17 protein-coding genes are annotated in these 24,863 nt (G+C 56.2%); 4 read left to right on the top strand and 13 right to left on the bottom strand.

Annotated features, from left to right (window positions below; translation table 11 throughout):
- Positions 1–23: 23 nt before the first annotated feature.
- Positions 24–1,478, bottom strand: coding sequence for an FAD-binding oxidoreductase (locus GVK32_RS04480; protein WP_159865603.1), 1,455 nt, complete (start codon positions 1,476–1,478; stop codon positions 24–26).
- 193 nt (positions 1,479–1,671) lie between these two features.
- On the bottom strand, positions 1,672–2,457 hold the full coding sequence (locus GVK32_RS04475) for an SDR family oxidoreductase (RefSeq protein WP_159865600.1): 786 nt from the start codon (positions 2,455–2,457) through the stop codon (positions 1,672–1,674).
- 318 nt (positions 2,458–2,775) lie between these two features.
- On the opposite strand from GVK32_RS04475, the gene GVK32_RS04470 reads away from it, so the two are divergent.
- Both GVK32_RS04470 and GVK32_RS04465 read left to right on the top strand, forming a co-directional pair.
- Positions 2,776–4,074, top strand: coding sequence for a nitrate/nitrite transporter (locus GVK32_RS04470; protein WP_159865597.1), 1,299 nt, complete (start codon positions 2,776–2,778; stop codon positions 4,072–4,074).
- A gap of 25 nt (positions 4,075–4,099) precedes the next feature.
- Positions 4,100–5,578 (top strand): FGGY-family carbohydrate kinase, encoded by a 1,479-nt coding sequence (locus tag GVK32_RS04465; RefSeq protein ID WP_159865594.1) that lies wholly within the window; start codon positions 4,100–4,102, stop codon positions 5,576–5,578.
- A 38-nt stretch (positions 5,579–5,616) separates the two neighbouring features.
- Here the strand turns inward: GVK32_RS04465 and queE are convergent, their stop codons facing one another.
- A complete protein-coding gene (gene queE, locus GVK32_RS04460; protein ID WP_041147731.1) occupies positions 5,617–6,288 on the bottom strand; it encodes a 7-carboxy-7-deazaguanine synthase QueE in 672 nt (223 codons plus the stop codon).
- Positions 6,289–6,768: 480 nt separating this feature from the next.
- Here queE and GVK32_RS04455 point away from each other — a divergent pair, with 480 nt between their 5' ends.
- Complete coding sequence (locus GVK32_RS04455) at positions 6,769–7,878, top strand: SDR family oxidoreductase (RefSeq protein WP_159865591.1); 1,110 nt, start codon at positions 6,769–6,771, stop codon at positions 7,876–7,878.
- Positions 7,879–7,946: 68 nt separating this feature from the next.
- Here GVK32_RS04455 and eno read toward each other — a convergent pair whose 3' ends face one another.
- The 5 genes from eno to rlmD form a co-directional block, all read right to left on the bottom strand.
- Positions 7,947–9,245: a phosphopyruvate hydratase gene (gene eno / locus GVK32_RS04450; protein ID WP_159865588.1), complete on the bottom strand. Its 1,299-nt coding sequence runs from the start codon at positions 9,243–9,245 to the stop codon at positions 7,947–7,949.
- An 80-nt stretch (positions 9,246–9,325) separates the two neighbouring features.
- Positions 9,326–10,963, bottom strand: coding sequence for a glutamine hydrolyzing CTP synthase (pyrG, locus tag GVK32_RS04445; protein WP_159865585.1), 1,638 nt, complete (start codon positions 10,961–10,963; stop codon positions 9,326–9,328).
- A 224-nt stretch (positions 10,964–11,187) separates the two neighbouring features.
- Positions 11,188–11,979: a nucleoside triphosphate pyrophosphohydrolase gene (gene mazG / locus GVK32_RS04440; protein WP_045857532.1), complete on the bottom strand. Its 792-nt coding sequence runs from the start codon at positions 11,977–11,979 to the stop codon at positions 11,188–11,190.
- A 143-nt stretch (positions 11,980–12,122) separates the two neighbouring features.
- Complete coding sequence (gene relA / locus GVK32_RS04435) at positions 12,123–14,360, bottom strand: GTP diphosphokinase (protein ID WP_041146976.1); 2,238 nt, start codon at positions 14,358–14,360, stop codon at positions 12,123–12,125.
- A gap of 115 nt (positions 14,361–14,475) precedes the next feature.
- Positions 14,476–15,816, bottom strand: a complete 1,341-nt coding sequence (gene rlmD / locus GVK32_RS04430) for a 23S rRNA (uracil(1939)-C(5))-methyltransferase RlmD (RefSeq protein ID WP_159865582.1) — start codon at positions 15,814–15,816, stop codon at positions 14,476–14,478.
- Between the two features lie 57 nt (positions 15,817–15,873).
- On the opposite strand from rlmD, the gene barA reads away from it, so the two are divergent.
- Positions 15,874–18,627, top strand: coding sequence for a two-component sensor histidine kinase BarA (barA, locus tag GVK32_RS04425; protein ID WP_159865579.1), 2,754 nt, complete (start codon positions 15,874–15,876; stop codon positions 18,625–18,627).
- 51 nt (positions 18,628–18,678) lie between these two features.
- Here barA and GVK32_RS04420 read toward each other — a convergent pair whose 3' ends face one another.
- The 5 genes from GVK32_RS04420 to GVK32_RS04400 form a co-directional block, all read right to left on the bottom strand.
- Complete coding sequence (locus GVK32_RS04420; protein WP_159865576.1) at positions 18,679–19,818, bottom strand: glycerate kinase; 1,140 nt, start codon at positions 19,816–19,818, stop codon at positions 18,679–18,681.
- Positions 19,819–19,888: 70 nt separating this feature from the next.
- Positions 19,889–21,229, bottom strand: coding sequence for a glucarate dehydratase (gene gudD, locus GVK32_RS04415; RefSeq protein ID WP_045857523.1), 1,341 nt, complete (start codon positions 21,227–21,229; stop codon positions 19,889–19,891).
- An 18-nt stretch (positions 21,230–21,247) separates the two neighbouring features.
- Positions 21,248–22,588, bottom strand: coding sequence for an enolase C-terminal domain-like protein (locus GVK32_RS04410; RefSeq protein ID WP_159865573.1), 1,341 nt, complete (start codon positions 22,586–22,588; stop codon positions 21,248–21,250).
- Between the two features lie 2 nt (positions 22,589–22,590).
- Entirely contained in the window at positions 22,591–23,943 is a 1,353-nt protein-coding gene (gene gudP, locus GVK32_RS04405; RefSeq protein ID WP_159865570.1) for a galactarate/glucarate/glycerate transporter GudP, read from the bottom strand.
- A gap of 474 nt (positions 23,944–24,417) precedes the next feature.
- On the bottom strand, positions 24,418–24,861 hold the full coding sequence (locus GVK32_RS04400) for a flavodoxin (RefSeq protein WP_159865567.1): 444 nt from the start codon (positions 24,859–24,861) through the stop codon (positions 24,418–24,420).
- Positions 24,862–24,863 lie beyond the last annotated feature (2 nt).

Here is a 24,863-nt window from a genome sequence, read left to right as displayed (position 1 = left end):
CCGAACTATTTTGGCTATCGCTATTATTTTTCAATCGGGTAAATCGTTCCGGTATTCATGATACCGTTTGGATCAAACTGCTTCTTTAACCCTTCCAGCAGCGGCCACGCGCTGCCGTGCTCCAGCTTGCTCCAGTGAACGCGGTGTTTACCAATCCCGTGGTGATGCACCATCGAGCCGCCGAGGCGAATGGTCTCTTCACAAATGATCTTGTTGAGCGGGTTGTGGTACTTATCAATCTCCTCCTCCGGCTTGCAGTCCACCACGTTGTAGTCGTAGACGAAGTACATGTTGGTGCCGTTCATATAGCTATGAGAAGAGTGGCCGCCCAGCATGGTGATGTCGTCGGCGTGCGGGAACTCGGTGCGGATGCGGTTGAGAACGCTTTCGTAGATCTCATTGATGCAGCTCCAGCAGCCCGATACCTCGGTGGTAAAGCCCATATTGCCGGTTTTGAGGATCTGCACGCGTTCGGCGGCTACCTTTTCCGGGCCCCAGTTGAGGTGGTTAAACCAGGTTTCAATCAGCTTGCTGTCTACGCGCTGGCACTGCGGATAGCGCGCAACGACCTGCGCAATCCCTTCGCCAGTGGCTTTCGCTATCAGCGGGTTGCCTTCGGCCATAAAGATCAGCACGCATTTGCCATCGGCAAAATGGGTAAAGTGCTGGGTGCCATCCTCGGCATCGTACAGGCGGGCAATCGACGGACGATAGCCCTCCACCATGACCTCGCGCAGGATGCTGAAGCCCACTTTCATATCGTCCAGAACGTAGCCGTAGAACAGGTTATTTTCCGGCGTGAACCTGAAGATTTTCACCGTCACTTCGGTGATATAGCACAGCGCACCTTCGTTGCCGATGATGATATGGCGAATATCCGGCCCGGCGGCGCGGCGCGGAACGTTTTTGATGCGGGTGACAGTGCCGTCGGGCAGCACGGCTTCCAGCCCGACCACCATATCTTCGATCGCCCCGTAGAGCGTGGAAAACTGGCCGATGCTGCGGGTTGCCACCAGGCCACCCATCTGCGCCAGCGGCTTAGACTGCGGCGAGTGCCCGGTGGTGTAGCCTTGCGCCCGCAGCGCGTTTTCGAGGATTTCCAGCGGCACGCCGCACTGCGTGGTTGCCTGCATATTTTCGATATCAATGTTCAGGATTTGGTTCATCCCGGCGCCGTCCAGCACCACGGAATTTTCCACGACGGTTTCAAGGCCACCTTCTGTCGCCGAAGCGCCGGTACGAGGGACCCCGTTGATCTTATGCTGGTTCATAAAGGACAGCACGCTTGAAACCTGTTCAGTGGAGCCTAGCTTGACGACCGCGGCAGGCAGCGGCAGCGTAAAGACGCCGTGGATATCGGCATATTTACGAAAGCGGTCAATACTGTTGCGCTTTAAAACGGTTTCATCGGTAATCACGCGATCGGAACCAACAATTTCTTTTAACTGATCAACAATCGCTTCACGGGATAAAGACATAGTAATACCTTCCTGATAATTAATTCGGAATAGACGCGGCATCACTCAAGCTACTTCTTTATTAACGGCTGGCATAAACCCCAATGACATCGGGTGCGATGTTCACGGGTGATTATTTTATTTCAGCCTCGATGCATATTGAGTGATATTACGTAAAAAAATAAATAAAAATACAGAAACCACCGATTGAAAATTAACGCACCAGATAACCGCCATCGACCACCAGCAGATGGCCGTTAACATAATTGGATGCCTGGCTGGCTAAAAATACGGCTGCCCCCATGAGATCCTGAGTATCACCCCAGCGGTTTGCCGGAATATGGTCCAGCACGCGCTGATTGGTTTCCGGATTGCTGCGGGTAGCCAGCGTAATATCGGTAGAATAATAGCCAGGGGCGATGCCGTTGACCTGGATATTATACTGACCTAGCTCGTCGCAATAGGCCTTAGTGAAACCGGCAAGCGCGTGCTTAGTTGCCGAATAAGCCGGAGACCACTGGCCGCCGAGGTAAGAAAATAACGAGCAGATATTAATAATTTTGCCGCTATTTTGCGGGATCATAATTTTTGCCGCTTCATGGCTGAGCTCGAACGGCGCCGTCAGGTTAACATCGATCATCGGATCCCAGTCCGCCCGCCCGAAGTCCAGTACCTTATTGAGCTTACAAATCCCGGCATTGTTGACCAGGATATCGACCGTGCCAAAGCGTTCACAGCAGGCGGCGATGATCCGCTGCGGCGCACCTTTGGCGGTAATATCCACCTGCATAAACTCAACTTCAACCCCCTGTTTTTCAATAATTTCTTTTGTCTCTCCGTTGTCCTTGACAACGCTTGGAATAAATAGATTCGCGCCGGCTTTCGCCAGCGCCATGGCAAAGGCCTGACCCAGCCCGCTATTGCCGCCGGTGACAATTGCCGTTTTACCTTTCAGAGAGAAGAAATCCATTGAGAATGCGTTAAGAGATTCGATTGACATAGTTGGCTCCAAATTCCTTTAGGCAAAAAAAAAGAAAGGTAACTTCCCCCACGAGAGGGAAGTTACCTTTCTCATTGTCTCTGGTAACTGGGATAAATTTTTAGCACAGCGCTCAGGCAGCTAATGTGATCACAATCACAGATAAATATTTCACGCATAAATTACGCGTAAAACTACGAAGCGTGATTATTCTCACACTAAAACCGACGCTGGCATGTTATTCCTAATCGCAATTACTAGAGACCAGAGAAAAGTAATCCACCTGCAAAGGCGGTTTACTTTTCTCTTTTTTTCGTCTATTCAAAATGAGATCACGATATGCAACAGAATTCATATCGCCGTTGGATAACGCTTGCCATTATTAGCTTTAGCGGCGGAGTCAGCTTTGACCTTGCCTATTTACGCTATATCTATCAAATCCCAATGGCAAAATTTATGGGATTTAGCAATACTGAAATAGGCTTAATAATGAGCACCTTTGGTATTACCGCTATTATTCTCTATGCACCCAGCGGGGTTATTGCCGATAAATTCTCGCACCGCAAAATGATTACTTCGGCGATGATCGTGACCGGCCTGCTCGGTTTAATAATGGCAACCTATCCGCCGCTGTGGGCCATGCTTTGTATTCAGGTTGCCTTTGCCATCACCACCATTCTGATGCTGTGGTCCGTTTCAATTAAAGCCGCCTCGCTGCTCGGCGATCATAGCGAGCAGGGGAAAATCATGGGCTGGATGGAGGGGCTGCGCGGCGTTGGCGTTATGTCGCTGGCGGTATTTACCATGTGGGCATTTTCCCGCTTCGCGCCCGACGATAGCAACAGCCTGAAGGTCGTTATCCTGATTTACAGCGTGGTTTACATCCTGCTGGGGATATTGTGCTGGTTCTTTGTCAGCGACGCCCCCCAGCGCAGCGGCGCAGCGCAGGAAGAGAAAAAAGCGTTTCAGCTAAGCGATATCCTCGCCGTCCTGCGCATCAGCACCACCTGGTACTGCAGCATGGTCATCTTTGGCGTCTTTACCATCTACGCCATCCTCAGCTACTCCACCAACTACCTGACGGAAATGTACGGTATGTCGCTGGTGGCCGCGAGCTATATGGGGATCGTCATCAACAAAATATTCCGTGCGATTTGCGGCCCGCTGGGCGGCATTATTACCACCTACAGCAAAGTCAAATCCCCGACCCGCGTCATTCAACTGCTGTCGGTCGTGGGGGTTCTGGCGCTTGTCGCCCTGCTGGCCACCAATTCAAACCCGCAGTCCGTGGTGATGGGGATCGGTCTGATTCTGCTGCTGGGCTTCACCTGCTACGCTTCGCGCGGGCTCTATTGGGCCTGCCCCGGCGAAGCGAGGACGCCGGGCTATATTATGGGAACAACCGTCGGTATCTGCTCGGTCATTGGCTTCCTGCCCGACGTTTTTGTCTATCCGATCGTCGGCCACTGGCAGGACACTCTCCCCGCCGCAGACGCCTATCGCAACATGTGGCTGATGGGCCTTGCTGCGCTGTGCATGGTGATCCTCTTTACCTTTTTGCTGTTTCGAAAAATACGCCGCACCGACGCCGCGACAGCACGCGAGGCATCGCTTGCCGCAGAGACTGCCGGCGAGTGAGGGTGAAAATTAAAGGAGAATAATAATGTCGAATAAATACATCATTGGAATCGATGGCGGGAGCCAGAGCACCAAGGTCGTGATGTACGACCTGCAGGGAAATGTGGTCTGTGAGGGAAAAGGCCTGCTGCAGCCCATGCACACCCCGGACGCCGATACGGCGGAGCATCCTGATGATGATTTGTGGACCTCGCTTTGCCTCGCCGGGAAAGATCTGATGAGCCGGTTTACCGGCCAGAAAGAGGATATTGTCGGCATCGGTCTCGGCTCCATCCGCTGCTGCCGAGCGCTCCTTAAAGCCGATGGTACGCCCGCGGAACCGCTGATTAGCTGGCAGGACGCCCGCGTCACCCGGCCTTATGAGCACACCAATCCCGACGTGGCCTGGGTCACCTCATTTTCCGGCTATCTGTCGCACCGCTTAACCGGCGAGTTTAAGGACAATATCGCCAACTACTTTGGCCAGTGGCCGGTGGATTATAAAACCTGGGCGTGGAGCGACAATGAGGCGGTTGTTCAGCAGTTTAATATTCCGCGCCGGATGCTATTCGATGTGCAGATGCCCGGAACGATTCTGGGTCACCTCACCGGCCAGGCGTCCCACGCAACCGGCTTCCCGGTAAGATTGCCCGTTATCTGTACCACCAGCGATAAGCCGGTTGAGGCGCTCGGCGCAGGGCTGCTGAATGACGAAACGGCGGTTATCTCATTGGGCACCTATATCGCCCTGATGATGAACGGCAAAGCGCTGCCGAAAGATCCCGTCGCCTACTGGCCGATTATGTCCTCCATTCCCGAGACTCTGCTGTACGAGGGATACGGTATTCGCAAGGGGATGTGGACGGTGAGCTGGCTGCGGGACATGCTGGGCGAATCCTTAATTCAGGACGCTGGGGCCCAGGGCCTGTCGCCGGAAGATCTGTTAAATAAAAAGGCCGCAGCGGTGCCGCCGGGCTGCAACGGTTTAATGACCGTGCTGGACTGGTTAACGAACCCCTGGGAGCCCTATAAACGCGGGATCATGATCGGTTTTGATTCCAGCATGGACTACGCGTGGATTTATCGCTCCATCCTGGAGAGCGTTGCGCTGACGCTGAAAAATAACTACGACAATATGTGCAATGAAATGAACCACTTCGCTAAACATATCATCATTACCGGCGGCGGTTCGAACAGCGACCTCTTTATGCAGATCTTCGCCGACGTCTTTAACCTGCCGGCCAGGCGCAACGCGATTAACGGCTGCGCCAGCCTCGGGGCGGCAATCAACGCCGCGGTGGGATTGGGTTTATATCCCTCATACCAGGCAGCGGTTGAAAATATGGTGCGGGTAAAAGATACCTTTATGCCGTTAGAGAAGAATGCCAGCAGATATGAGGCGTTAAATAAGGGAATTTTCAGGGAGTTAACCACCTATACGGATACGATTTTGAAAAAGTCGTATGCGGTCACCCACGGTAGCCTGAAAAATGTTGACGCGATTCAAAGCTGGTCGAACGCGTAGCGGACTCGCCGGGTAGTACGTAGCTACCCGGCAATTAATCAGGCAATATTCAGGTACTTATGCGTTTGCATCGACAGCCGCCAGTTGCGGGCAATGCAGGTCTCGATACAGAGACGCGTCGCATCCTCTTTCTGGCTGATAGGCTGCAGAGCGATAATCCGCGGCTTGTCGTCGGTCAGCGTTTCCAGCAGTTCATCGAGCGCTTCGATATCGCGCACGCGGCCCACCGGATGCTTGATTTCATCCGCGCGCAGCAGCGCCTGCGACAGCACGTCGTAACCGCCGCGCATGTTGACCTTAGGGGAAACCGTCACCCAGGCCCGCGGGCTGCAGCGCACTTCATGGGTGCCGCTGGTTTCAATCTGGCAGCTGAAGCCGTTATGCTCAAGCAGGGTCGTCAGCGGGGTGAGATCGTGGATGCAGGGCTCACCGCCGGTGATCACTACGTGACGTGCGGTCCACCCCTGGCGGCCAATGATCGCCAGCAGATCTTCGCCGCTGGCCGGGCCCCATTTATCGCTCTCTTTGGTTTTCGCCAGAATGCTAAACAGCGACACTTCCCGATCGGCAAGTTTGTCCCAGGTATGTTTGGTATCGCACCAGGCGCAACCAACCGGGCATCCCTGCAGGCGAATAAAAATGGCGGGCACGCCGGTAAAGTAACCCTCGCCTTGCAAGGTCTGGAACATCTCGTTAATCGGGTACTGCATAATCATCTCTGTTTAGGCTCTAAACGATCATTATCGCAGATTTGCACGCCCAGGTCTTGTCCTCAGCTGCGATGGCGCGCGCTTCACTCCCCTCGGCCCTCAGGCCAACCAGCGGAGGATAAAACTGCGGTTATTGTTCCTCTTCGCGCCGCCAGTTTATAAACTATCCGCTGCCTGGTAATAACTCATTTTATTTTTTAGACTCCCGTCTTTGATGTAACAAAAAATTTTAATGATTACATTAATGAAAAATATAAAAAATTTAACAATAAATAAAATAATCAACAAAATCAGCAAAATACAAATTTACACATGAAAGTTAGAATCTTTATAAATAGTTTGATGTCAAATCCAATCCGCGCCCGCTCATAACCTTAATACCGTCTTAAGGATTGGCCTAAATGGCCCATTTGCCATTTACCCACCGTTTAGTTTAGCCCACCTAGAATCCACTCCACTAACCATGATGAGACTGTATTCATGAAGACATTATTAATAACAGGCGTTACCGGATTTCTGGGTGGAGCAGTTTTAGAGAATATCCTCAATCAAAAAAATAGGGTTAATCTGCTGCTTTTAGTTCGTGCCAGTAATGGTGAAGCAGCGCTTGCCCGGGTTAAAGACAATCTGCGTAAATTCAATATCGCCGAGGAGGCGCTGGCGACGCTGAGCACCCGGCACATCCTGCTGGGTGATTTGGCGAATCCTGAAGAATTCCTTGCCGATCCGCGCCTCGACGGCGTCACCCACGTGCTCAACTGCGCCGCCGTCGCCTCGTTCGGCAACAATCCGCTGATCTGGAAAGTCAACGTTGAGGGGACGCTCCGCTTTGCCCAACGCATGGCCGAGGTCTCCGGGCTGCAGCGCTTCCTGCACGTAGGTACGGCAATGTCGTGCTCGCCGGATCCTGATTCTCTGGTTGCCGAAAGCGCCGAATTCCGCGAACGCGCCGAGCACCTTGTGGAGTACACGCACTCTAAATCGACCATCGAGAGGCTGATGCAGCAGACGTGCCCGACGCTGCCGCTGGTTATCGCCCGCCCTTCTATCGTTGTCGGCCATACCCATCACGGCTGCCAGCCCTCAAGCAGCATCTTCTGGGTATTCAGCATGGGCCTGATGCTGCAAAAGTTCATGTGTTCGATGGAGGACAGGATTGACGTTATTCCCGTTGATTACTGTGCCGACGCGCTGCTGATGCTGCTCGACAGCTCGCTGGCTCGTGGAGAAGTGGTGCATATTTCAGCGGGGGAAGAAAATAGCGTCAAGTTTGGGGAGATTGACAGCGCGATGGCCTCAGCCCTGGAGCGTCTGCCGGTTGGCGATAGCTATGCCCAGGTGAGCTATGAGACGCTGGTTAAGATGCGCCGTGAGCTAAAAGATATCTTTGGTCCGTGCAATGAGCGCCTGATGCTCAAAGCCATGCGCCTGTACGGCGCGTTCGCCACGCTTAACGTCCGCTTCAGTAACGATAAGCTGCTGAGTATGGGGATGCCCAAACCGCCGCGCTTTACCGATTACATTGACCGCTGTGTGCAAACGACCCGCGGGCTTTCTATTCCGCAGCAGATGGCCGTCGACTTTAAATAATTGCCGGTCTGCGGACAAAAAAAATGCCAGTCCGCAGACTGGCATTTTTATATCAGATAAAGACGGGCTTATGCCTGACCTTTGATCTCTTTACGACCGTTGTACGGTGCTTTTTCGCCCAGAGCTTCTTCGATACGAATCAGCTGGTTGTATTTAGCAACGCGGTCAGAACGGCTCATAGAACCGGTTTTGATCTGGCCTGCAGCGGTACCAACAGCCAGGTCAGCGATGGTAGCGTCTTCAGTTTCGCCTGAACGGTGAGAGATAACGGCAGTGTAGCCAGCGTCTTTCGCCATTTTGATCGCAGCCAGAGTTTCGGTCAGAGAACCGATCTGGTTGAATTTGATCAGGATGGAGTTAACGATGCCTTTGTCGATACCTTCTTTCAGGATCTTGGTGTTGGTTACGAACAGATCGTCACCAACCAGCTGGATTTTGTCGCCCAGAACTTTAGTCTGGTATGCAAAGCCGTCCCAGTCAGATTCGTCCAGACCGTCTTCGATAGAGACGATCGGGTACTGTTTGGTCAGGTCTTCCAGGAAGTGAGTGAACTCTTCAGAGGTGAACGCTTTGTTGCCTTCGCCGGCCAGAACGTATTTACCGTCTTTGTAGAATTCAGAAGCCGCGCAGTCCATCGCCAGAGTGATGTCGGTGCCCAGCTCGTAGCCAGCAGCTTTAACCGCTTCAGCGATAACTGCCAGAGCTTCAGCGTTGGAGCCCAGGTTCGGCGCGTAGCCGCCTTCGTCACCTACTGCAGTGTTCATGCCTTTAGCTTTCAGAACTTTAGCCAGGTTATGGAACACTTCAGAACCCATACGTACGGCTTCTTTCAGGGATTTAGCGCCAACCGGCTGAATCATAAATTCCTGGATGTCGACGTTGTTGTCCGCGTGCTCGCCGCCGTTGATGATGTTCATCATCGGAACCGGCATGGAGTATTTGCCCGGAGTACCGTTCAGCTCAGCGATGTGTTCGAACAGCGGCTGACCTTTAGCAGCTGCTGCTGCCTTGGCGTTCGCCAGGGACACGGCCAGGATTGCGTTCGCACCGAAGTTAGATTTGTTTTCAGTACCGTCCAGATCGATCATGATCTTGTCGATGCCAGCCTGGTCTTTGGCGTCTTTGCCAAGGATTGCCTGAGCAAGCGGGCCGTTAACCGCGCCAACAGCTTTCAGTACGCCTTTGCCCATGAAACGGGATTTGTCGCCATCGCGCAGTTCCAGCGCTTCGCGGGAACCAGTAGAAGCACCTGACGGAGCTGCTGCCATACCAACGAAACCACCTTCCAGGTGTACTTCGGCTTCAACAGTCGGGTTACCACGGGAGTCGATGATTTCACGACCGATGACTTTAACGATTTTGGACATTAGATTTTCCTCAGTACAAGTTAAACTAAAACTCCAGACAAACAATGCACCCGGATGGGTGCATTGCCGTTCTAACTCTTTTACTTCGCCTGACGCTTCTGGTACTCGCTTGCCGCTTTCACAAAACCAGCGAACAGCGGATGACCATCACGCGGCGTAGAAGTAAACTCCGGGTGGAACTGGCAGGCAACAAACCACGGATGGTTCGGCACCTCGATGATCTCGACCAACTGATCGTCCCCGGAACGGCCCGCAACGCGCAGGCCCGCATTTTCAATAGGTTTCAACAACATGTTGTTGACTTCATAACGGTGACGATGGCGCTCGGTGATTGTCGGCTCGCCGTACAGCTGGCGTACCAGGCTATCTTCGTCCAGCTGACACTGCTGCGCGCCCAGGCGCATGGTGCCGCCGAGATCGCTTCTCTCGGTACGGACTTCGACGTTGCCTTCTTCATCACGCCATTCGGTAATCAGCGCCACAACCGGGAACTTACAGTCTGGCACAAATTCCGTGGAGTTGGCGTTCTCCATCCCCGCTACGTTGCGCGCGAACTCAATCAGCGCAACCTGCATACCCAGGCAGATACCCAGATATGGAATATTGTTTTCACGCGCAAAGCGCGCGGTGGCAATCTTACCTTCAACGCCGCGGTAGCCGAAGCCGCCCGGGATCAGGATAGCATCTAAATTCTTCAGAATTTCGACGCCGCGCGTTTCCACATCCTGCGAATCAATCAGCTTGATGCTAACGGTCACGCGATTTTTCAGACCGCCGTGTTTCAGCGCTTCAATCACCGATTTGTAGGCATCCGGCAGCTCAATGTACTTACCGACCATACCGATGGTGACTTCGCCTGCCGGGTTAGCTTCTTCGTAGATAACCTGTTCCCATTCGGCCAGGTTTGCTTCCGGACAGTTCAAGCTGAATCGTTTACAAATATAATCGTCCAGACCCTGAGATTTCAACAGGCCCGGAATTTTATAAATGGAATCGACATCTTTCAGAGAAATAACGGCCTTTTCCGGGACGTTACAGAACAATGCAATTTTAGCACGTTCGTTCGCCGGGACCGCCCGATCGGAGCGACAGATCAGAATATCTGGCTGAATACCGATAGAAAGCAGCTCTTTTACGGAGTGCTGAGTCGGTTTGGTTTTGACTTCACCGGCTGCTGCCATGTACGGCACCAGGGTCAAATGCATAAACAGGGTATGCTCGCGGCCAATTTCTACCGCCATCTGACGGATAGCTTCGAGGAACGGCAGGGATTCGATATCACCGACGGTACCGCCGATTTCAACCAGCACCACGTCGTGACCTTCGCCACCGGCAAGCACGCGCTCTTTAATCGCATTCGTAATGTGCGGAATAACCTGTACGGTTGCGCCCAGGTAATCACCACGGCGCTCTTTGCGCAGGACGTCGGAGTAAATACGACCCGTAGTGAAGTTATTGCGGCGGCTCATTTTGGTGCGGATGAAACGCTCGTAATGGCCCAGGTCCAGGTCGGTTTCAGCGCCGTCTTCAGTAACGAACACTTCCCCGTGTTGGATAGGACTCATGGTACCCGGATCGACGTTGATGTACGGATCCAGTTTCATCATGGTCACGTTAAGCCCACGGGCCTCGAGAATAGCTGCGAGGGATGCTGCGGCAATGCCTTTACCCAGAGAGGATACGACCCCGCCGGTCACAAAAATATAGTTCGTTGTCATGCTGAACCTGAGAAGTTAGGGTGAAACGATGGAATAACCAGGACGGGAAAGTAGTATACCCGAACACGACGAGCGCCACAAACTTTCATTACTCCGTCTCCTTTCCAGGTCATGACAAACATAGGGAGTGAGAAAATAGCCCCTTTTGGGTAAATGTTTTTGACGCAAATCAAGCGCTTGTCATTTAAAAAATCACACAAATAGCGCTTGATCACGAAAACTCGTTAGAGATCAGTTTCCTGCCGCTTTACCTCTTGCCACACTTCTTCCATGGTATCGAGGTCCACGCCGGTCATCTCCAGCCCGCGCGCGCTCACAATGCGCTCAACTTCGCGGAAGCGACGCTCAAATTTCAGGTTGGCTTTTTGCAGAGCAACCTCAGCTTTGACGCCTAAGTGACGGGATAAATTGACCGTCGCAAACAGCAGGTCGCCCACTTCCTCCTCCAGTTTAGCTTCATCTACCACCGCCTGCTGCACTTCGTGCATCACCTCATCGATCTCCTCGTGCACCTTGTCCAGCACCGGGCCGAGCGAGGTCCAGTCAAAGCCAACTCCCGAGCAGCGCTTCTGTATTTTATGCGCGCGCATCAGCGCCGGCAGGCTGTGCGGAATATCATCCAGCGCGGAGTGCTGGGATTTTTCCGCCCGCTCGGCGCTTTTTATCTCTTCCCAGCGCGCCAGCACCTCGCTGCTGGTACCGGCGCTGGCATCGCCGAAGATATGCGGATGGCGGCGCTCCAGCTTGTCGCTGATAGCCGCGCAAACGTCGTCAAAGGCAAAGCGTCCCTCTTCCTGCGCCATCTGGGCGTAGAACACCACCTGGAACAGTAGGTCTCCCAGCTCGCCGCGCAGATCGTCAAAATCTTCGCGGGCGATAGCGTCCAGCACTTCGTAGGTTTCTTCGAGGGTGTAGGGGGCAATGGTGGCAAAGGTCTGCTCTTTGTCCCACGGGCAGCCGGTTTCCGGGTCGCGCAGACGTTGCATAATGCCGAGCAGGCGGTCGATTTGAGTCATGGTGATTCCTTGCAAAATTACGCGTATTTCCCCTCACCCACCCCGTTTAGTCAGAAAACTGCAGCCCGATGCCGGGAGCGCCGGGTCCGAGCCAGAGGCAACCTCTCCCTGCCGGGAGAGGTTGGTGGTGAAGAGAAGAGAAATTAGCCGCCGTGCAGACGGCGGGCATCAATAACGTCCGGCACCTGATTCAGCTTGCCGAGCACGCGGCCCAGCACCTGCAGGTTATAGATTTCGATATTCATATCGATGGTGGCCAGCTGCTGTTTGGTATCGCTACGGCTGGCAACGCCCAGCACGTTGACCTTCTCGTTGGCGAGGATAGTGGTGATATCGCGCAGCAGCCCGCTACGATCGTTAGCGACCACGCGCACCACCAGCGAGTAGCCCGCCGAATAGCTCTCTCCCCAGACCGCATCAACGATCCGCTCCGGCGCGTGCGACTGCAGCTCCGCCAGCTGATCGCAATCCGCCCGGTGCACCGAGATCCCGCGCCCCTGGGTGATAAAGCCGACGATCTCATCGCCGGGGATCGGCTGACAGCAGCGTGCGATGTGGTGCATCAGGTTGCCGACGCCTTCCACAACCACCCGACCGTTGTCTTTGCTGCGATTCTGCGGCGCCCAGCTCTTCTGCTGCAGCTGCTTCAGCGCCGCCGCATCCTGCTCGGCCGCGCTCGGCTTATTGAACTGCGCCTGCAGGAAGTTGACCATCTGGTTAAGGCGAATATCTCCGCCGCCAATGGCCGCCAGCAGCTCATCCAGCTCGTTGAAGTTGTAGCGCGGCAGCAGATGCTTTTCTGCGTCCTTCAGGCTGATACCGAGATGCTCAAGCTCATCGTCAAGGATCTGCCGCCCGGCGATAATATTTTTGTCGCGATCCTGCTTGCGGAACCAGGCGTGAATTTTCGAGCGCCCGCGGCTGGTGGTAACGTAGCCAAGGTTCGGGTTCAGCCAGTCGCGGCTTGGATTGGGCTGCTTCTGGGTGATGATTTCAATCTGATCGCCCATTTGCAGCTGATAGGTAAACGGCACAATGCGTCCGCTGATTTTCGCCCCGATGCAGCGATGCCCGACATCGCTGTGGATGTGGTAGGCGAAATCGAGCGGCGTCGAGCCGGCGGGTAAATCGACAACGTCACCTTTCGGCGTAAAGACGTAAACCCGGTCGTCAAAGACCTGGCTACGCACTTCATCCAGCATTTCGCCAGAATCCGCCATCTCTTCCTGCCAGGCGATCAGCTTACGCAGCCAGGCGATACGATCTTCGTAACCGCGGCCGCCGCCCACCACTGCGCCAGCGCCCTCTTTGTACTTCCAGTGCGCGGCGACGCCCAGCTCGGCATCTTCATGCATCTGGCGAGTACGAATTTGAATTTCCACCGTTTTGCCGCCGGGACCCAGCACTACGGTATGAATAGACTGGTAGCCGTTCGGTTTTGGGTTAGCAACGTAATCATCGAACTCATCCGGCAGATGACGATAGTGAGTATGTACTATCCCCAACGCGGCGTAGCAGTCCTGCAGGCGCTCAGCGACAATACGCACCGCCCGCACGTCAAACAGCTCATCAAAGGTGAGATGTTTTTTCTGCATTTTGCGCCAGATACTGTAGATGTGCTTCGGCCGGCCGTACACTTCGGCCTTAACGCCTTCCGTTTTCATTTCCGAGCGCAGGTGGCCGACGAATTCGTCAATGTAGTGTTCGCGGTCGATTCGCCGCTCGTGCAGCAGTTTGGCGATGCGCTTATATTCGTCCGGATGCAGGTAGCGGAAGCAGTAATCCTCCAGCTCCCACTTCAGCTGGCCGATCCCTAAGCGGTTGGCCAGCGGGGCGTAGATATTGGTGCACTCTTTTGCCGCCAGTACACGCTCATCTTCAGGCTCGTCTTTGACTTCCCGCAGGTGGGCGATACGTTCGGCGAGCTTGATGACCACGCAGCGGAAATCGTCGACCATCGCCAGCAGCATGCGGCGAATGTTATCCACCTGTTCTGAGGAGACGGAGTCGGTATGGGTGGCCTTGAGCTGGCGGATGGCCGCCATATCGCGTACGCCGTGGATCAGGGTCACCACCGATTTACCGACGCTCTCCTGCATCACCTCTTCGCTGACGACCTCGCCGTCCGCCAGAGGGAACAGCATCGCCGCCCGCAGCGTATCGATGTCCATGCTCAATGTGGAGAGGATTTCTACCATCTCCACGCCGCGCCATAGCAGGATATCCGCACGCGGATGCCCCTGCGTTTGCTCGCGACAATAGTCCCAGGTTTCGGCTAAGCGTTCACACGACTGCTGGCTGGAAATTCCCAGACTCGCGATCCATTTATTCGGGTCAAATTCACCAGCTTTATTTAGATGTGCACTTCTTACCGCAACCATTGTCCTCTCCTTAAGGGACCTGGCCTGCCGAAGTCGGCAAGCCTCAACTTTTACACGTCATCCTGCAAATCGTGTCGCTCACCTCAGTTTCTGGGCTAAGCGGGCCGCTGAGGATTTACTCTACTGCCGCCTCGATGCGATTCGTATGATTTTGTGCAAGCTTGTGCTCAAACAGCACCATTGATTCCAGATGCCCGGTATGCGGGAACATATCCAGCATCGCCAGGCGTTGGATCTCATACCCCGCCGCTAAAAGCAGTTCGCTATCGCGCGCCAGCGTCGCCGGGTTACAGGAGACATAGACTACGCGCTGCGGGGCTAATTTTATAATGTGTAACATCACGCCAGCCGCACCGGCTCTTGCCGGATCGAGCAGTATTTTATCAAAGCCATGCTGCGCCCAGGCCTGGCGCGTGACGTCCTCTTCCAGATTTTCATGGAAGAATGTGACGTTATGCAGATGGTTAAGCGCGGCGTTCTCGCGCCCCTTTCCCACCAGAGCAGGAACGCCCTCAACGCCCACAACCTGCGCGGCGCGCTGCGCCAGCGGTAGGGTAAAATTGCCCATTCCGCAGAACAGATCCAGCACCCGGTCCTGCGGCTGAATATCCAGCCACTCGAGGGCCGTGCGCACCATCAGCTGATTAACGCCGTCGTTAACCTGAATAAAGTCGCGCGGACTGAACACTAAGCGTAGTCCGTCTGACGTATACCATGGCGCTTCGCCGCTAATATGTTCAAGTATCTCGCTTTGCGGCGCCAGGAACAGGGAAAGACCGTGAGATTGCGAAAATCGTTCCAGTTTTTCTTTATCGCCGGCGGGCAGCGCTGCGGTATGACGCAATACCATCAGCGGCCCGTTATCGGCCTGCACCAGCTCAACGTGGCCCAGCTGACGCACGGATTTCAGGCTGCTCAGACATTCGCGTACCGCAGGCAGCAATGCCTCAAGAGCGGGCACCAAAACGGGGCACTGCACCACTTCGACAATGTCGTTAGAGCTGGCCTGGCGAAAGCCCATGCGTAATTGTTGGGTCTTTGGCTGATAATTCAAGCTCAGGCGCGCGCGTCGACGATAGCCCCACGGCGAAGCGGCTATAATCTCATCGACATCGCGTTTCATCAGGCGACCGAGCGCGGCGCGTTTGCTTTGCTGCTGCAGCTCAACGCTGGCATGCTGCTGCTGGCAGCCGCCGCAGACGCCAAAATGCGGGCAGCGCGGCGTCTGGCGCTGCGGGCTGTCGTTGAGGCGGCGTTTTACCGTGGCGTGCGCGTACTGTTTTTTCTCGTCAACCAGCACGACCTCGGCCTGCTCCTGCGGCAGCAGGCCGCGAACAAACAGCGCTTTTCCCTGGTGACGCGCAACGCCCTGACCAAAGGGATCGAGGTCATTGACTGTAACGGTTATGATCTGGCGCGTCGTCACACGCCGTTTTGCAGAGTAGAATTGCGCCATCGTAGAGATTTGTCTCAATCAAATATACTGACTCTTATTCTCCCATAACGGAACCGCATGACCAACTACAGCCTACGTGCTCGCATGATGATTCTTATTCTGGCACCCACCGTACTTATTGGTTTGCTGCTCAGTATTTTCTTCGTCGCACATCGCTATCACGACCTGCAGCGGCAGTTGGAAGACGCCGGAGCCAGTATTATCGAGCCGCTGGCGGTCTCCAGTGAATATGGCATGAATCTGCAGAACCGCGAATCTATCGGCCAGCTGATAAGCGTGCTGCACCGCCGCCACTCGGATATTGTGCGCGCAATTTCGATCTATGATTCGCAAAATAAGCTCTTTGTGACGTCCAATTTTCAGCTTAACCCCAGCGAGCTGCGGCTGGAAAAAGGGGCAAAGTTCCCCCACCAGCTCAGCGTGACCCGCAAAGGCGACGTGATGATTTTGCGTACCCCTATCATCTCGGAGAGCTATTCGCCCGATGAGTCGCCGGTGACCGATGCCAAAATGCCCGGCAACATGCTGGGCTACGTGGCCCTCGAGCTGGATCTGAAATCGGTACGCCTGCAGCAGTACAAAGAGATTTTTATCTCCAGCGTCATGATGCTGTTTTGTATCGGCATTGCGCTGATTTTCGGCTGGCGGCTGATGCGGGACGTCACCGGGCCGATCCGCAATATGGTCAATACCGTTGACCGCATTCGCCGCGGGCAGCTGGATAGCCGCGTCGAAGGTTTTATGCTCGGCGAGCTGGATATGCTGAAGAACGGCATCAACTCCATGGCAATGTCGCTGGCGGCCTACCATGAAGAGATGCAGCACAATATCGATCAGGCGACGTCCGATCTGCGCGAAACCCTCGAGCAGATGGAGATCCAAAACGTGGAGCTGGATCTGGCGAAAAAACGCGCTCAGGAAGCCGCGCGTATCAAGTCAGAGTTCCTCGCCAATATGTCCCACGAGCTGCGTACGCCGCTGAACGGCGTGATTGGCTTTACCCGCCTGACGCTGAAAACCGATTTAAACACCACCCAGCGCGATCATCTGACCACCATCGAGCGCTCCGCCAACAACCTGCTGGCGATCATCAACGACGTGTTGGACTTCTCCAAACTGGAGGCCGGGAAGCTTATTCTCGAGAGCATCCCGTTCCTGCTGCGCAATTCGCTGGATGAGGTAGTGACCCTGCTGGCGCACTCGGCGCACGATAAAGGCCTGGAGCTGACGCTCAATATCAAAAATGACGTGCCGGATAATATTATCGGCGACCCGCTGCGCCTGCAGCAGATCATCACCAACCTGGTGGGTAACGCCATCAAGTTCACCGAGCACGGGAATATTGACGTGCTGGTGGAGCAGCGCGCCATCAGCAACTCCAGGGTGCAGATCGAAATCCAAATCCACGATACCGGGATCGGCATTCCGGAGCGCGACCAGTCGCGGCTGTTCCAGGCTTTCCGCCAGGCCGATGCCAGCATTTCTCGCCGCCACGGCGGCACCGGGCTGGGGCTGGTCATTACCCAGCGGCTGGTGAAGGAGATGGGGGGCGATATCTCCTTCCACAGCCAGCCTAATCGCGGCTCGACCTTCTGGTTCCATATCAGCCTCGACCTTAACCCGAACGCCATTCCCGACAGCCCGCTGACCGACTGCCTGCGCGGGAAAACGCTGGCCTATATCGAAGCCAACGCCGCGGCGGCCCAGTGCACGATGGAGCTGCTGGCCAACACGCCGCTGGAGGTGGTCTACAGCCCGACGTTTTCCGCTCTGCCGGAGGCGCATTACGACATTCTGCTGGCCGGTATTCCGGTTTCCATGCGCGACCTTAACCAGCAAAAGGATAAGCTCACCAAAGCCTGTTCGATGGCCGATAACTTACTTCTCGCGCTCCCCTGCCACGCGCAGATCAACGCCGAAGCGCTGAAGCGCGAGGGCGTGGCCGCCTGCCTGCTTAAACCGCTGACCTCAACCCGGCTCCTCCCTGCGCTGACGGCCTCCTGTCGGACGCAGCCCGCGGTGATGCTGACGCATACGGACAGCAGCAAGCTGCCGATGACGGTGATGGCGGTTGACGATAATCCGGCCAACCTGAAGCTTATCGGCGTGCTGCTGGAAGACCTGGTCCAGAACGTTACGCTCTGCGAGAGCGGCCAGCGCTCGGTAGAGCTGGCCAAGCAGATGCAGCTGGATCTGGTGCTGATGGATATTCAGATGCCGGACATGGACGGCATTCGCGCCTGCGAGCTCATCCGCCATCTCCCTCACCACCAGCAAACGCCGGTCATCGCGGTCACGGCCCATGCGCTGGAGGGACAGAAAGAGAAGCTGCTGAGCGCTGGCATGAACGATTACCTGGCAAAACCGATTGAAGAGGATAAGCTGCACAGCCTGCTGCTGCGCTATCAGCCGGGGATGCACGCCGCCGCCCCGCTGGCGGCCGAAGTGGTTGAACCCCCGGTCGATCATAACGTTACCCTCAGCTGGCAGCTGGCGCTGCGGCAGGCGGCGATGAAGCCGGACCTGGCGCGGGAGATGCTGCAGATGCTGATCGCCTTTATGCCAGAGGTTCGTAACAAGGTTGAAGAGCAGCTGGTGGGCGAAGCGCCGAAAGGGCTGCTGGATTTGATTCATAAGCTTCACGGAAGCTGCAGCTACAGCGGCGTGCCGCGGCTGAAGAAGCTGTGTCAGACTATCGAGAGCCAGCTGCGCGCAGGAACCGCCGCCGAAGATCTTGAGCCCGAGCTTCTGGAACTGCTGGATGAGATGAACAACGTCACGCGGGAAGCCTGCAAGCTAATGGGCATCTAGCCCCGGCAGCTCTGCGGGTCCAGGCTCCAGCCCGGCCCCGCGGAGCGCGGCTTACAGCTTTTGCCCCATTTTCAGTATCGCCGCCACGTTGCGCGCCGTCATGCGCACGTTATCGGCGGCATTTCCCAGCGCCTCTTCGAGGGTGCAGACCGAATAGAGTACGCTGAAAACCGCATCCAGCCCGTGCTGATGAACAACGCCCACGTCCGCAGTCAGGCTGCCAGCAATGCCAATCACCGGGATGTTGTAGCTTTTTGCCACCCTAGCCACCCCAACCGGCACCTTGCCGTGAATAGTCTGGCTGTCAATGCGCCCCTCTCCGGTGATAACCAGGTCAGCGTCCGCCACCCGCTCAGCGAGGTGCAGGGCGTCGGTTACAATCTCAATCCCCGGGCGCAGCTTCGCCCCGCAAAACGCGTAGAGCGCGGCGCCCATTCCGCCCGCCGCGCCGCCGCCCTCAAGGTGCAGGACATCAATGCCGAGATCGCGATGAATAATTTGCGCGAAATGCGTCAGAGCGCGATCGAGGCGGGCGATCATCTCCTCCGTCGCCCCTTTCTGCGGGCCAAATACCGCCGTCGCGCCTTCCGGGCCAGTGAGCGGGTTGGTCACGTCGCAGGCAACCTCGATGCGGCAATCCGTTAAGCGTTGATCCAGCTCGCTGAGGTCAATCTTCGCCAGCTGCTCCAGCGCCGCGCCGCCGGCCGCTAGCTGCCGATTATCTTCCGTCAGCAGCTTGCCGCCCAGCGCCTGCACCATCCCGGCGCCGCCGTCGTTAGTGGCGCTGCCGCCGATACCGATAATAATCTGCTTCACGCCGCTGTCCAGCGCGTGGCGGATAAGCTCCCCGGTCCCCCAGCTGGTGGTGAGCAGCGGATTACGGCGCGCCGGCGGTACGCTTTCCAGGCCGCTGGCCGCCGCCATTTCGATATAGGCGCAGCGTTCGTCGCCGGAAAGGCCATAAAACGCGTTCACCGGCTCGCCGAGCGGGCCGGTAACGACAACCCGCACCAGATGCCCCTGAGTGGCGGCGACCATCGCTTCGACGGTCCCCTCCCCGCCGTCGGCGACCGGTAGCTTGAGGTATTCTGCATCGGGATAAATCTCCCTGAACCCCTGCTCAATCGCGGTCGCTACGCCCAGCGCACTCAGGCTCTCCTTGTATGAATCTGGTGCAATGACTATTTTCATCAGCTGTCCTTAACATGAACACAAGCCCGTTATCAAAAAACGACCGGCCCCCGCAGGAGCCGGTATGTCCTCAGCGCACCATGCACGGGCGCTTGTTATTAAACGTCCACTCTGGGATCAGGTACTGCATCGCCATCGCATCGTCGCGAGCGCCCAGGCCGTGCTTTTTATACAGCTCATTGGCCAGCATAACGCGGTCCATGTCGAGCTCTACGCCAAGGCCTGGCGTCGAGGGTACCTGCACCATACCACCTTTGATCTCAAAAGGTTGTCGGGTCAAACGCTGGTTCCCTTCCTGCCAGATCCAGTGGGTATCAATGGCGGTGATCTTACCCGGTGCCGCCGCCGCAACGTGGGTGAACATCGCCAGCGAGATATCAAAATGGTTATTGGAGTGCGAACCCCAGGTCAGGCCAAACTCATGGCACATTTGGGCAACGCGCACCGATCCCTGCATGGTCCAGAAGTGCGGATCGGCCAGCGGGATATCAACCGACTGCAGCGACAGGGTGTGCCCCATCTGCCGCCAGTCGGTGGCAATCATATTGGTCGCCGTCGGCAGACCGGTGGCGCGGCGGAATTCCGCCATCACCTCCCGACCGGAGTAGCCCTGCTCGGCCCCGCACGGATCTTCCGCGTAGGCCAGAACGCCTTTCAGCTGTTTACCAATGGCGATGGCTTCGTCGAGCAGCCAGGCGCCGTTCGGGTCAAGCGTCACCCGCGCCTGCGGGAAGCGCTTTGCCAGCGCGACGATAGACTCGGCCTCCTCCTCGCCGGCCAGCACGCCGCCTTTGAGTTTGAAATCGTTGAAGCCGTACTTCTCATAGGCCGCTTCCGCCAGGCGCACAACGGCGTCCGGGGTCATGGCCTCTTCGTGGCGCAGCCGATACCAGTCACACTTCTCATCCGTTTGGCTCTGGTAGGCCAGCGGCGTGGCCTGGCGGTTGCCGACGAAGAACAGGTAGCCAAGCATTTCCACTTCGCTACGCTGCTGCCCGTCGCCCAGCAGCGAAGCCACGTTCACCCCAAGGTGCTGCCCAAGCAGGTCCAGCAGCGCCGCTTCAATCCCGGTCACCACATGAATAGTGGTACGCAGGTCAAAGGTTTGCAAACCGCGGCCGCCGGCATCGCGGTCGGCAAACTGCTGGCGAACGGCGCCCAGCACGTTTTTGTATTCGCCGAGAGTTTTGCCGACAACCAGCGCCGCGGCATCCTCCAGGGTCTGGCGGATCTTCTCGCCGCCAGGAATTTCGCCCACCCCGGTGTGACCCGAGTTATCTTTAATAATCACGATATTGCGGGTGAAGTACGGTGCGTGCGCGCCGCTGAGATTCATCAGCATGCTGTCGTGACCGGCCACCGGGATAACCTGCATAGAGGCGACTACCGGCGTTGAGAATTGCGTCGTCATGATTGAATCCTTTTCTAATTAATTGCGGCCGAAAACGGGACGTTTGCGGTCAAATTTCCAACCTGGGATCAGGTATTGCATTGGGGCGGCGTCGTTACGCGCCCCTCCGGGCAGCGTCTTATAGGCCTCGTGCGCCTTTTGCACCTGCTCCCAGTCCAGTTCCACGCCCAGGCCCGGCGCGTCCGGTACGGCAATCCTGCCGTTTTCAATCTGCAGCGGATTTTTGGTCAGGCGGCAGTCGCCCTCCTGCCAAATCCAGTGGGTATCGATGGCGGTCGGATTGCCCGGCGCCGCCGCGCCGACGTGGGTAAACATAGCCAGTGAAATATCGAAGTGGTTATTTGAGTGGCAGCCCCACGTCAGCCCCCAGTCATCGCACAGCTGCGCGACCCGCACCGCGCCGGACAGGGTCCAGAAGTGCGGATCGGCGAGCGGGATATCCACTGCGTTGAGCATCACCGCGTGCCCCATTTCACGCCAGTTAGTGGCAATCATATTGGTTGCTACCGGCAGCCCGGTGGCGCGGCGGAATTCCGCCATCACCTCGCGACCGGAAAAGCCCTGTTCGGCGCCGCAGGGATCCTCGGCGTAGGTCAGCACGTCCTGCAGGCCTTTGCAGAGATTAATGGCTTCATCCAGCAGCCAGGCGCCGTTCGGATCGACGGTAATACGCGCATCCGGGAACCGTTTTTTCAGCGCGCGAGCGGTGTCAATCTCCTGCTCGCCCGGCAGCACGCCGCCCTTAAGCTTGAAATCTTTAAAGCCGTAGCGGTCCTGGGCGGCCTCAGCGAGGCGAACCACCGCTTCGCTGCTCAGCGCTTCCTGATGCCGCAGGTGGTACCAGTCGTGCTGGCCAGGGGTCGTCTCAAGGTACGGCAGATCCGTTTTCTGGCGATCGCCAATATAGAAGAGATAGCCCAGAACGGTCACCGCGTCGCGCTGTTTGCCCGGCCCCAGCAGCTCGCACACCGGGACATTCAGCGCTTTGCCCAGCAGATCCAGCAGCGCGGCCTCCAGCGCCGCGACCGCGTTAACCCGCAGTTCGAAGGTCCAGGCGCCGTTTCCGAAGGTGTCGAAATCCGCCGCCTGATTGCCTTTATGCACCTGCTGAACCACCTTGTTCAGGCGCGCAATTTCCTGCCCCAGCACCTGCGGAATAGCGTCTACCAGCGTCTGATAGATAACCTCGCCGCCGGGGGCCTCACCGATACCGGTGTTGCCGGCGCTGTCGGTGAGTATCACGATATTGCGGGTAAACCAGGCGCCGTGCGCGCCGCCGATATTCAACAGCATGCTGTCATGCCCGGCTACCGGGATCACCTTCATGTCGGTGACGATCGGGGTAGATTGAGTATTCATCGTTAGCGTTCTCCAACAGGTTTCAGTTCAATACGTTTAATATCCCCCACCAACACCAGGTAGCTCAGTACCGCCACCAGCGCATGCACCCCGACATAAATCAGCGCCCCGTTGAACGAGCCCGTCGTCCCGACGATGTAGCCGATAGCAATAGGCGTGACGATACCGGAAATATTGCCGAACATATTGAACAGACCGCCGGAGAGGCCGCTTATCTCTTTCGGAGCGGTATCCGCCATCACCGCCCAGCCCAGCGCACCGATACCCTTGCCGAAGAAGGCCATCGCCATAAAGCCGATAATCATCCATTCCGCGTTAACGTAGTTACAGAACACCATGACCATCGACAGCAGCATACCAAGCACGATGGGGGTCTTGCGGGCAATATTCAGCGAGCCGGTGCGGCGCATCAGCCAGTCGGAGATAATGCCGCCTAAGACGCCGCCGACAAAGCCGCAAATGGCGGGAACGGAGGCGACAAACCCGGCTTTCAGAATCGACATGCCGCGCGCCTGCACCAGATAGACCGGGAACCAGGTGATAAAGAAGTAGGTCAACGCGTTGATGCAGTACTGGCCGATGTAGATCCCGACCATCATTCGCGATCCGATCAGCTGTTTGATCTGTCCCCACTTTTCACTGAACGGCACCTTCTGCACGCTTTTCTTCTGATCCATATTGATCAGCGCCCCGCCGGCGGCGATATAGTCCAGCTCTTTTTGGTTCACACCGGGGTGCTGATTCGGCTCGTGGATCACTTTCAACCACACGAAGCTAATCACAATCCCTAATCCTCCCATAAAGAAGAAGACGTGCGACCAGCCGACTTCATGGGTTAGCCAGCCCATGATCGGCGCGAAGATAACGGTAGCAAAGTACTGGGCGGAGTTAAAAATAGAGACCGCGGTACCCCTCTCCTGCGCCGGGAACCAGGCCGCGACGATGCGGCTGTTGCCGGGGAAGGATGGCGCTTCCGCTAAGCCGACGAGGAATCGCAGGGTAAACAGCGCGACGATGATGCCAAAACCGCTAAAGATATCGACGAAGCCCTGCAAGAGGGTAAACATCGACCAAATGAAGATCGACCAAAAATAGACCCGTTTTGAACCAAAGCGATCGAGCAGCCAACCGCCGGGGATCTGACCAATAACGTAGGCCCATGAGAACGCAGAGAAAACGTAGCCCATACCCACCGCGTCGAGGCCAATATCTTTGGCCATTTCCGAGCCGGCAATCGACAGCGTCGCGCGGTCGCCGTAGTTAAAAGAGGTGACGATAAACAGCATCACCACTATCCAGTAGCGGGCGTTGGTGCGTTTTTCCGCGCCGTTCGCCGCCTGACTTAATGTACTCATTGTTGCACTCCTGAATCATAGCAATTAGCTACGTTCATTCTGAACAGCACAACCTGTAGGGTAGTCAGAATGACGTGTTCGTGTTTTCGTTTTATCCGGCATTTTGCTTTTTCAAACTGGCAGGAAAAGTATAAAAAGAGGACATGCCTGGCTCACCATGCACATACACAGCTTTGCGGGACGTGCTGAAATCGATTTATGGCTTATGCCTAATCAGATGGGGGGTAGTTCACGAAAATGAAAAGCAACCGCCGGTTAGCGCTGCCGGCGAGGGTGCAAACGGCAGGAGTGTGAAATGTCTCTCTTGACCCGGTGAAAACAGGCGGAAAAAACCACTTTTAGCGAGTGGTTTTTAGGCAGGTGCCTGAACCCCTGACGGGCGAGCGCGGGTACGATCCTGTTGGGCGCTTATCCGGCGCTGGCCTTCAGAAGGGACGCCCTCTGCGTAGGGAGAGAGCGTCACTTTTCATCTGCTTATTCGAGCAGGGTCGCCCACTGTTCAACCCACGGGTTGGACACGCCTTCGGGCTCCGGGTCTTCGCTGGCGTCGATCGTCAGCATGTCGCCGACGCGCTTTGCACCCTGCTCCTGTAGCAGCGCATCAAAGGTCTTGCCGCCGCCGCAGAAGTTAGCGTAGGTACTGTCGCCGAGCGCAATGATTCCGTAGCGCAGGTGCGGCTGGTACATATCCTTAATGCCTTCGTACAGCGGAATGATGCTGTCCGGCAGATCGCCCTGTCCGGTCGTTGACGTCACGACCAGAACGAATTTGCCGCTGTAGGGCTCCCAGTCATGAACTTCCGGGTCTTCGAACACCTTTGCCTTGTGGCCAAGGCCGCTCAAAATGGCTTCCGCTTCTTCAGCGACCAGCAGCGCGTTGCCATACATCGTACCGACAAAAATTCCGACTTCTGCCATCT

The sequence above is a fragment of the Klebsiella sp. 18074 genome (genome assembly GCF_902705905.1).
GTDB lineage: Bacteria > Pseudomonadota > Gammaproteobacteria > Enterobacterales > Enterobacteriaceae > Klebsiella > Klebsiella terrigena.
The sequence above is the reverse complement of the archived record's forward strand: the minus strand, read 5'-3'. Positions and strand labels throughout refer to the sequence as shown.